Annotated in this window: 3 protein-coding genes and 6 pseudogenes; 2 read left to right on the plus strand and 7 right to left on the minus strand. The window is 60.0% G+C overall.

Going from position 1 to position 9,711, the window contains the following annotated elements; translation table 11 throughout:
• The first annotated feature begins 74 nt into the window (after window positions 1-74).
• A pseudogene (gene lpdA / locus JFT80_RS06135) lies at window positions 75-1,476 on the plus strand (dihydrolipoyl dehydrogenase).
• Between the two features lie 16 nt (window positions 1,477-1,492).
• On the opposite strand, the pseudogene JFT80_RS06140 reads toward lpdA, so the two are convergent.
• Window positions 1,493-1,957 (minus strand): annotated as a pseudogene (locus JFT80_RS06140) (Lrp/AsnC family transcriptional regulator); the annotation flags it as partial.
• Between the two features lie 63 nt (window positions 1,958-2,020).
• Here JFT80_RS06140 and JFT80_RS06145 point away from each other — a divergent pair.
• Window positions 2,021-2,152, plus strand: a pseudogene (locus JFT80_RS06145) (LysE family translocator); the annotation flags it as partial.
• Here JFT80_RS06145 and JFT80_RS06150 read toward each other — a convergent pair.
• From JFT80_RS06150 to JFT80_RS06175, 6 genes and pseudogenes are all read right to left on the minus strand, one after another.
• Window positions 2,153-4,328: pseudogene (locus tag JFT80_RS06150) on the minus strand (hypothetical protein).
• The gene (locus JFT80_RS06155; RefSeq protein ID WP_201147267.1) at window positions 4,315-5,511 is read right to left on the minus strand and encodes a DUF3142 domain-containing protein; all 1,197 of its coding nucleotides are present in this window, start codon (window positions 5,509-5,511) and stop codon (window positions 4,315-4,317) included. Before JFT80_RS06155 ends, JFT80_RS06150 begins: the two are co-directional and overlap by 14 nt.
• Before the next feature lie 53 nt (window positions 5,512-5,564).
• A complete protein-coding gene (locus tag JFT80_RS06160) occupies window positions 5,565-6,401 on the minus strand; it encodes a class I SAM-dependent methyltransferase (protein WP_201147268.1) in 837 nt (278 codons plus the stop codon).
• Window positions 6,395-7,551, minus strand: a pseudogene (locus JFT80_RS06165) (acyltransferase family protein). Before JFT80_RS06165 ends, JFT80_RS06160 begins: the two are co-directional and overlap by 7 nt.
• Window positions 7,544-8,430: pseudogene (locus JFT80_RS06170) on the minus strand (class I SAM-dependent methyltransferase). Before JFT80_RS06170 ends, JFT80_RS06165 begins: the two co-directional pseudogenes overlap by 8 nt.
• The coding region (locus tag JFT80_RS06175) for a glycosyltransferase (RefSeq protein ID WP_201147269.1) at window positions 8,427-9,711 on the minus strand (1,285 nt) is incomplete at its 5' end. The pseudogene JFT80_RS06170 and the gene JFT80_RS06175, both read right to left, overlap by 4 nt.

Raw genomic sequence — 9,711 nt, forward strand, 5'->3', positions numbered from 1 at the left:
GAGACATATTATGTTCATAATATTAACCCCGGACTACTTTTAACTTCCGATGGCCTTCCATCCAGGAGAACAGCATGAGCAACTATGACGTGGTGATTCTGGGCGGCGGCCCCGGCGGTTATAACGCGGCGATCCGCGCCGGCCAGTTGGGCCTGAAGGCCGCTTGCGTGGAAGGCCGGGCGACGCTCGGCGGCACCTGCCTGAACGTTGGTTGCATGCCATCGAAAGCCTTGCTGCATGCCTCGGAGCTGTACGAAGCTGCGATGGGTGCGGAATTCGCCAACCTCGGCATCGAGGTCAAACCGACGCTGAACCTCGCGCAAATGATGAAGCAGAAAGACGAGAGTGTGGCCGGCCTGACCAAAGGCATCGAGTTTCTGTTTCGCAAGAACAAGGTCGACTGGATCAAAGGCTGGGGCCACATTGATGGCCCGGGCAAAGTCACGGTAACCGACAGTGAAGGCGGCAAGACCGAGCTCGGCGCCAAGGACATCATCATCGCCACCGGCAGCGAGACCCATGCCCCTTCCCGGCGTCAGCATCGACAATCAACGAATCCTCGACTCCACTGGCGCGCTGTCACTGGCTGAAGTGCCCAAGCATCTGGTGGTGATCGGCGCTGGGGTAATAGGTCTGGAATTGGGTTCGGTGTGGCGGCGCCTGGGAGCGCAAGTCACGGTAGTGGAATTTCTCGACCGCATCTGTCCAGGCGTTGATGCAGAGGCAGGTAAAACACTGCAGCGTTCGTTGAGCAAACAGGGGATCAGCTTCAAGTTAAGCTCTAAAGTCACCAGCGCCACCTCGTCCGCAACCGGAGTGCAGCTAAGCGTTGAGCCCGCTGCGGGAGGTACCGCCGAGCTGCTGGAGGCCGACTACGTCTTGGTGTCAATCGGCCGCCGGCCTTACACCGAGGGCCTGGGGCTGGAGAACGTGGGCCTGACGACGGACAAGCGGGGGATGCTCGCCAACAAAAGGCATCGCACCGAAGCCGCTGGAGTCTGGGTGATTGGCGACGTGACTTCCGGGCCGATGCTGGCGCATAAAGCCGAAGACGAAGCCATGGCCTGCGTGGAACAAATCGCCGGCAAGGCCGGCGAGGTCAATTACGACCTGATCCCCAACGTGATCTACACCAGACCGGAGCTGGCCAGCGTCGGCAAAACCGAAGAGCAGCTCAAGGCCGAGGGCCGTGCCTACAAGGTCGGCAAGTTTCCGTTCACCGCCAACAGCCGGGCGAAGATCAACCATGAGACCGAGGGTTTTGCCAAAGTCCTCGCCGATGAACGCACCGATGAAGTGCTTGGCGTGCATTTGGTGGGGCCGAGCGTGAGCGAGATGATTGGCGAGTTTTGTGTGGCGATGGAGTTCAGTGCATCGGCTGAGGACATTGCGTTGACGTGCCACCCGCACCCGACACGCTCGGAAGCGTTGCGCCAGGCGGCGATGAATGTGGAGGGGATGGCAACGCAGATGTAGCCCATGCTAGAGCTGGCAGGTGCTCCAGGGGCAACGCGCCTGGAGCCTTTACGGTGTTGATGGCAAAGTTGCTGCGAATGTCACTCACGCCGGGCAGTTTCAACAGCTGGCCCGTGAGGAAACGGTCGTAGCCGCGCAAGTCCGGTACTACCACCTGCAGCAGAAAATCCGATTCGCCCGATACCAGGAATGCCGAAATCACCTCCGGCAATGCCGTCACGGCCAGGCGAAACGCCTCGGCCTGTTCGTCGTTATGGCGTTCCACCTTGACCCCGACAAATACCGTCAGCCCCAAGCCTACCTCGTCACGGTCCAGATTGGCCTGATAACCCCTGATCACTCCGGCCTCCTCCAGCATCCGTACCCGACGCAAGCACGGCGAGGCGGATAATCCGATCTCGTCGGCCAGTTGTACGTTGCTCAGGCGACCATCCCGTTGCAGGGCGGCGAGGATCTTGCGGTCGTAGGCGTCGAGCTTCATAAGTTGGCAGATCCCAATGGTTGATAGGCAATAAACCAGTAGATTGTGCCACACACATGTTTCTACGCAGTGACCGGCGCCGCACTGGGCCGTTGGCTGCAACACAGCCCTTCGGCCCAGCGCTTGCAGCAATGGCTGTTCGGCAGCCTGCTGATCGGTTTTGCGATACGCCTAACGTTCATCCAGCAGGCTTGATCAGGTCTGCTTGCGTCGCTTGTGCCGGTTGATCAGCAGCAGCGCAAGGCGGTAAATGCCACTACTGCGCCCAGTTGCAGCCACGTTTTATAAGGCCGCAAGACGTTACGGACCGGACTGATGGCCTGCGTCACGTAACGTCGGTCGGCCTTCCCAAAATCCGGGGACGGGCAGCGCTCACCGAAGTGAACGGCCCAATCGACGTACGGCCCTTCGTTGACGTACCGCCGATAAAATACCTGTTTCTGCTCCGGATCAGCGTTCCAGCCAGTTGCCGCACACAAAACAGCGGCAAATGCCTGGCTGGTATGCGGTAAGTTATCGGCGGCCCGAGTGGCAAGGTCGTTGGCGAGATAGCGGTAGTGATAACGCAGGTCTGGCTGTGCAGCGCTGGCTTGCTGACGGCTGAACTCTTCCTGTGCCAACAGTGGCCCCACTTTCAACTCCGGTGCTTTGAAGGCTGTAGTTTGCCTTCGAAAGTCGCGTAGTCGGGGGACATCTCATAGCCCAGTAACTCCATGCCGAAGTGACGGCTCAAGTCGGCCGCATGGAAGTACGCAAATGCCCTTTTGGTCGGCCACCATTTTGATTCTGCATCGTGGCGTAGCTCGCCGTACCACTTCGCCAGGCTGAACAACCGGGGGTTATCGAAGTAAACCGGCGCTTCGTTGTAGCGTCCTTCGCGCAGCAACCGGCGGCCGAGCAGGTTGCGTAGTTTGGCCGCGACCGTTAGCGGGGCTGCGACATGGTCGCTACCCTCTGCTTCTTTTTGGGCCGCATAGGCCTCAACATCCTGCAGGCTAAAGGGCGTTGGCACCTGCACGTTGGTGTCGACGTAATGCTTGAGCTCATCGACAGTCAGCACGCGCTCGGCCACGGTCGCCGCGTCCAACCAGTAGATGTCCTGGCTGCGGTAGAGTTGATCAAACGCTTGCAGGTAATCTCCACGCTGCAGCGCCAGAATTGCACTCTCACCCTCGACCCGACATTTAGGTTGCAGCGACTCGTAATCAAAATCCGGGGTCATGCGCTCACCCCATGATTCGTTCTGCGGGAAGGCCTGAGCAGCTTTGGCATAGGCTGCGGTTGCCGCGACCTTGTCGCCATCGCGCAGCGCCAGCTTCGCCCGTAGCCACCAAGCCAGGCCGCCGTCCCCGGCGTGCTCAAGAAAGGCTTTCGCGCTGGCGTAATCACCTTGTTGATAATTGACCGCCGCCAGCCGATCCGCGTTTTCCAGGGTCCCGCGCGTGCTGTTTTGAAGCAGCTTGATCAGCTTCAGTTCGTTCGGCGGTTGTTCCCCGAATGACCAGCCCAGTCGGCTGATCAAGGAAGCTGTCACCAGTTGCTGCACTGGCTTTCCCTGGAGTAATTGCGCCAAAGACGTTTCGGGCATCGCGGCCAATTCAGCCACCAGTTGCTTCAAGGAGCTGTAGCCCACTGGCGATCCGTGCCGGTTCTGCGTGGCATACAGCTCAATGGCGCGGTTCCAGTCACCTGCGGCGCGAACCACACGGGCTTCTTCACCGAGGCTGGCGACTCCCAACTCCAAGGGGTCACTGAAGCCGTCAATGCTCAGTTGACGGGTCTGCTCGAAAGCAAGCTGGGACTGGGCCAACAGGCTTGGCACTGTATCTACTTGCAAGTTCATGGCGAACAATGCCCGTCCCAAGGAATAGGCGGCCCAGGTGCTGCGTAGCGGGCGCTGATCTGCCGGCAGTGCCAATACTTTGTGAAAGTACTCGGCAGCCAGCGCGTAGTCAGCTGCATTGAAGGCCGCCGCGCCCGCCAGGTAGAACATGAGTTCGGGCGGCAGTGCTTTGCCGTCGACTTCAACTTGGCGCGCGTCGGCCACACTGCGCAGTTGCTTCACCAGAGCCTGTTGCTCCACAGACAAACCGACCTGCTCTGCCAGATCCCGCGGGCTGGGTTGGCCCGCTTCTTCGCCGTAACTGTAATCTTGATTGCCAGTAGCGGGTGCGATGTTCTTCAGCCCGGCAATCGAGCCGCCAAGGCGACTGACCTCGAAGTTGAAGTTGCCCTCCGGCAGCTCCGACAGAGTCTGCCCCCGGTTGTCCAACAGCCGCATGGGGAAGTCCGGGCCGCAGGCCAGCACTGACCCCAGTGGCAGGCTGAGGGTCAGGCATAGCAGATGATGGGGCCACTTACGGATCAACATGTGACGCTCCTTGATCAATTTTTTTGCAGCGTGCCCAACCAATGGCACGCTGCCCCTGTGCCGCTACTCGGCCCTCTCGTAGACGGCTGAAGGTCAGGCTGTTTGAAGTCTGCTGCATTGAATAACCGGCCAGCGCATCCGCACCTTCACAACCGCTAGCCGCTAGCGTCACCTGTTCAGGCCATGGGCTGTCTAGATTGCCTGAGTTGATGATGCTGATATCGAACAAGCCTTGATGCTCTGAAAGTTGCAACGTCACCTGGCTTCGGAGCGCCTCACCGCGTGCTACAGCGCGCAGCATGGTCAGGCTCCAGGCCCGGCGATCATTCGCCAGCGGTAATCTGAACCAGATTAGACCTGCGAGGTGCTCCGGGGGATTATCCCGCAGTTCCAGGCCAAGCTTGCGAAGTTGCTGGGGATCGGCCATCAACTCCTGGCGATCACCGTCGCGCTCAAGGGGCACTTCGCTTTCTACGACCGGCCCGCCATTACTCGCCGGCAACAACGCGACGCCATATGCCGGCAGCGCCAGGTAAAACGGTTTCGAAGTTTTGCGTGACCAAGCCTCGGTCCATTTTCTTGTTTGTTCCACGTGGAACAAACCCGTTCTTGGATCGCTGACTGCGTGCACTTGCAACACGCTGCTATCGACGGAGGATAAAAGCGCCGGCAACTCTGGGCTGTTCAGCCAAGCGGGTAATGCAGTGATACTCAGCGCCATGGATGCCGGTAGCACCTGGCGCAATTCGCTCAGCAGATTTCGATAGACCGGCAGTCGAGCAACACCGGCATCGTGGTCAATTTCCACCCCGGCCAATGTCAAGCCCTGCCCTTGCCAATCACTGATCAACTGTTGGACCTGCGCAATGACTTCATGCGAATCCAGGGACTTCAACTGACCATCAAGCCGGATTACCGCGATCAGCGGGCGACCATCTTGTCGTAACAGATGGGCGTCAACTTGCACCCGACTCCAGCCGGCGTGAGGAAATGACTGTAGAGCGAGTACCCGCAGCGTAGAGAAATCAGCCCGGCTGTCACGCAAGGCGTGTTGATGAGCAGGCATCCACTGGCGTTGCCAGATGTAGAGCTGCTGATCGAGCGCAGGCGCCTCGGGTTGCCCGCAGCCGGCGAGCATCAACAGCGGGAAAAGCAGTGCGCACCGTCGGATCGCCAACCCCATGAACATCCATCCTTTCCAACACAGGGTTGCAGGGTACACAGAATCCTGTGGGATCAGGGCTTACGCGCAATGATCACTTGGCTTTTCGCGACGACCGCATCCAGCGCCTGCTTGATCTGCGCGCCACGCGGCGAGTCCAGCACTGTTTGCCAGGTGTCGGCCCAGTGATTGAGTAACGGGTGATCTGGGTTGCTGAAATCGACCTTGGCTTCCCAGAACAGCAACATCCACATCGACCAATAAAACCCGTATTGGTTGTGGCTGATGATCTCCAGCCCCGCGTCGCTGACCATCGCTTTGAACTGCTCTTCGCTGATGATGCGAATGTGGTTCGGCTTCTGGAAGTACTCAGGCGAGGCGATGTCTTTCTGCAGATCTTCGGAGCTTGGGTGCGGCACGCTCAACAGGTACAAGGCACCCGGTTTGCCGACGCGCACCAGTTCTGCAAGAAACTGCGCGGGATCGTCGACGTGTTCGATGACTTCGGTGGAGACCACCCGCGTCGCCGTGGCATCGGCAATCGGCAGCGGGTTGCAGTCCGTGACGTGGCATTCGACGTCCCGCGCCGGGGTGTCGCTCAGGCGCAGGCGGGTCGCTTCGACCTTGGCCGCGTCGATATCGGCGATGATGATATTCGCCCCGCGCATTGCGCAGAAATGCACGTTACCGCCGTCACCGCAGCCAACGTCCAGCAAGGTGTCTTGCGGGGTGACCGGGAAGCCGGTGAACAGCTCGCCGGTTTGCTGATTGAACCAGCCACTGAGCATCGCGTCATGCAGGCCGAGCATGTACGGATCGACCTTTTCGGGTGCTGCGGCCACCGGTGTCGGCTCCGGCACCGGTTGCGCGGGAGGCGTGCCCGCCGCGAGTTTCTTCAACAGTCTCAGCATGAGGTTGCTCCAGAGGATGGGACGGCGTTTGGGGGCAAGCTCAGGCGCTGCACCAGCGATACGCCACGACGGCGCATGGGCATTTCGACAAAGCGATAGTTGAGTTCACTTAAAACCGCGATCAACCCGAAGGCGATCAACAATGTAGGGATCGGGTGTCCGCCAGGGTTCGGCAAGTTGGCTGCCTGCAAACGAAAGATGCCTTCGCGCACCAGCAGATAAGCCGGGATGTGGATCAGGTAAATCCCGTAGGAACGGCTGCCCACCCAGGTCATCAGGCTTTTGATCAGACATCCGGGCATCAGGTAGTCGCGATTGTAGGAAGCGATCCAGACCAGCAACGCACACAGCAGTGCAATCACGCCAATACGGTAATGAGTGAACGTGAAGCGATCAGTGGCGATGAAACCCAGCACCAGCGACAACGCGAGCAATGCGGCCAGACCAGCCCAGGGACGGCGCAGGAATGTCGGTTCCCAGCGTCGGTAGGAAGGCTGCGCGCTCCAGATGGCCAGCAGCACGCCGAGGGCCAGCGCATCTGTTCTGATCACCATCAATATCGGCGTGCGCAAAGTGAACAGTTGCACCGCCACCAACAGGACTAGCGCCCAAACCAGGTATTTGCGACAGAGCAAAATCAGCAAGGGAACAGCAGGTAGAACTGCTCCTCCAACGACAGACTCCAGTACACGAAACTGGTGCCATATTCGTAATTGTAAAAACTGTCGGCGAAGCGAAAGTTGGCGTACTGGGCAATGCCGGCCAGGGTCGCCTGCAGATTCGCCTGCAGGGTGCCGAACGCGCCGGACCGGTTGAGGAACAGGCACGCCAGCAACATCAGCGCCAGCCATAACCAGGCTGACGGCAACAAACGAAAGGCCCGCCGCAGCCAGAAGTTGCGGGTTTCCTGCCAGTATTCCTGCCGCGTGCTGCAACCTTGCAGCGCCGGGATCAGGCTACGCGCGATGACGAAGCCGGAGATGGCGAAGAATAAATCAACGCCCCACCACGGCTGCGTGTACAGGGTGATGCGTTGCAGCAGCGGAACACTCGCCGCGAACAGGCTGTCCTGCAGGTGGTGAAACAAAACGCCCAGTACCGCAATGCCGCGAAGCAACTCAATATCCATGATGCGCTTGCTGCTACTCATGGTGTCCTCCTGGACGTGCCACGGTATCCATCGGTTTGCGGGCAATGATGACCTGGCTCTTGGGCATGAACCGGTCAAGCATCTGCTTGATCGCCAGGCCGTCGGGGTGCGACAGCAGGTCCTGCCAGGTTTTCGCCCAGCTCTCCATCAACGGCGGATACGGCGCCTGGATACGGTCGCGAACCGCGCCACCCACGTCACGTCCGGCAGCCCTCTCGCTCGCCCAGAAAAAGATCATGCCCATCACCCAGAAAAACCCGCTGGCCTGACGATGCTCGATGACCAGGCCCGCCTCCTCCACCAGGGTGGCGAACCGTTCGGGGTGAAAATCTGCACATGATTGGGTGTCTGGAAATAACTGGCGGGAGCGATGCCCTTTTGCAAATGCTCGCCCACCGGTGCTGGAACGCTTAGCAGATACAGCGCCCCGGGACGCCCCATGCGCACCAGTTCAGCCATGAAGGGTTCAGGTTGGTCGATGTGTTCGAGCACTTCCATGCACACGATTTTGCTTGCGCAACCGTCGGCCAGCGGCAGCGGCAAGCTGTTGCTGACCAGCCCCAGATTGGCCTGGCTCGATTGCGCGGCCACTTGGCGGGCCAGGTCACGCACCTTGTCGTGCTCGCTGTCGGTGAAGATCACCGAGGCGCCCTGTCGAACCGCGAACAAGGTCGCCACACCTTCGCCGCATCCGACATCCAGCAGCGTGTCGTCGGCGTTAATGGCAAAACCCTTGAGCAACTCGCCGGTTTCGCCGAGGAACCAGCCATCGAGTACTGCATCGTGCAAACCGACGTCCCTGGGCGATACCGGGCTTTGGGGCACGGTCGAAGGCGCCGACGGTGCCGGCCAGAGCTTCGCCAACAAACGGCGAATCATGCGCTGGACGCTTGCAAGGTCAGTGCTTTGCGCCGCTCCAGCAGCTGTTCGAAGAACGCCTGCAGGCGCTGTTCGGTGCTGGCCTGGCTACAGAAACCCTGAAGTCGACTGACAGCATGGGCCGACATCCTTTCATACCGCCCTACATCGTTTTTCGCGACGTCGTAGCTGGCCCGATAGGCAGCGCACAGCGAGTCCCAATCAGTGGTGTAACGCAGGGTACGAAATGCCGCCCGGGGATCGTGCGGCCAGGCGGTCAGTTCTTCTGTCGAGTCGACGATGAACGCGTTGTCACTGTCCACGTAGTCGGCCATCGCAGTGTTCAGCGGCGCAATCGCCGGCTTGCCGCACGACATGAATTCCATCAACGGCAGGCACTGGCCTTCGCCGTAGGAGCAATTGACGACGTAGCTGGTGGCCTCTACCAGGCGTTCATAGTCGAGGTCTGCGAGGTAGCCATGGATCAGCACGATGCGGCACTGATAGGTCTGATTCTTGTAGACGTGGTGCAGCATGTCGTTGAGTGCATCGGCGATGTCATGGTGAGTGAGCTTGAGCACCAGGGTCGCGTCGGCCGACTCGCGGAAGGTGCTGCAAAACGCACTGATCATGTCCTTCCAGTTCTTGCGCCCGTCGTAGGGGTTGAAGACCGAGGTGTAGACCACGCCATCAAGCAGCAACTCGCAATCGCGCACCGGTCCGTCGAACGCGATCGGCGTGCCTTCGCGCAAGCGCTCCGGTCCGTAAGGGCGCAGATCTGCGGTACGACTGTCGATCATCAGGCCGCGCAGGTTCAGGCGAATCCCTTCAGCGACCGGGCGCTTGAGCAAGTGCTCGCCACGCGCGGCAAAGCGATCCCAGACCGGCGCCGGAATCGCGCTGATCGGATACTCGGGCCCCATCACATCGCGAACGGCCTTTACGGTGAAGCTCGAATGAGTGATCGCCATGCCGCTGGCCGCCAGTACCACCCGCCAGTCATGCCGCGGTTCCCCATGCCAGCTTTCAGTGGGGATGGTGCTGAACTCCCAGGCGAACACTGCAATGGTCGGGCAGGCATAGCGGATGGGTGTGCGGTGCGGTGGTGAGAAGGACAGGAACACACAATCCTCTCCCCTGCTCTGGCAATCTTGATACAGGCGGTCGACTAACTCGTCAGGGTCGCTGACCTCGATCACCTGGCCCAGTCGTTCCAGCACCGGGCGAAACTCCTTGAGCACGAAGTAGTAGCTGTACTCGGGCCGGCCCAGGTTCTGCTGGATGTTGCTCTTGTTGGTTTCC

Source organism: Pseudomonas sp. TH10 (assembly GCF_016651255.1).
Lineage (GTDB): Bacteria > Pseudomonadota > Gammaproteobacteria > Pseudomonadales > Pseudomonadaceae > Aquipseudomonas.